Here is a 596-nt window from a genome sequence, read left to right as displayed (position 1 = left end):
CTGAACTCTTTACCATTGTCCGCGGTAATTGTTTTTAGATGCGCTTTGATCGGTTCCAATAATCTGATCGTAGCCTGGCAAACTTCCTCAGCCTTGCGCGTGCTGCACTTTTTCAGCCAAAGATAACCTGTCTTCCGATCTACAATTGAAACCAGGGATTGTTGGTGATTCTTGCCAACAATCGTATCTATTTCCAAATCACCGAAGCGGGAGCGCTGCTCAATCTCAGCAGGTCGATCGTGAATGCTTTTGCGGTTTGTCAGTTGGCCACGAGTCTCGATAGAGCCATATTTTCTCTTCCTTTGATTTCTGAAACGTAAGTTGTGGAAGAGCACACCACCTCTGCTTTTATCCTGCTGTATAAACCTGTATATGGAATGCAGACTGACTGAAACATGAGAAGCAATCTGTTCGGGGCTCCACTGAAGTTCAAGGTAAGCCATAACTTGTGCCCAAACCTCTCGAGAGATTCTTTTGGGATTAGGACAATGCCGTCTGCGAGCTAATTTATGGGCATGTTGAGCGAAATAACCATTCCTTGCCCGATTGCGTGCTATTTCTCTGGAAATAGTGGAAGGTGAGCGATTTAGCCTCCA

1 protein-coding gene is annotated in these 596 nt (G+C 45.6%); it reads right to left on the bottom strand.

The features are described from left to right. Positions 1–557 (bottom strand): IS30 family transposase (locus E2K52_RS14590; RefSeq protein ID WP_264765951.1); only part of this gene is annotated, 557 nt, incomplete at its 3' end. Between the last annotated feature and the right edge of the window lie 39 nt (positions 558–596).

Source organism: Acinetobacter sp. RF14B, from assembly GCF_006864105.1.
In the GTDB taxonomy this organism is placed as follows: Bacteria; Pseudomonadota; Gammaproteobacteria; order Pseudomonadales; family Moraxellaceae; genus Acinetobacter; species Acinetobacter lwoffii_C.
The sequence above is the reverse complement of the archived record's forward strand: the minus strand, read 5'-3'. Positions and strand labels throughout refer to the sequence as shown.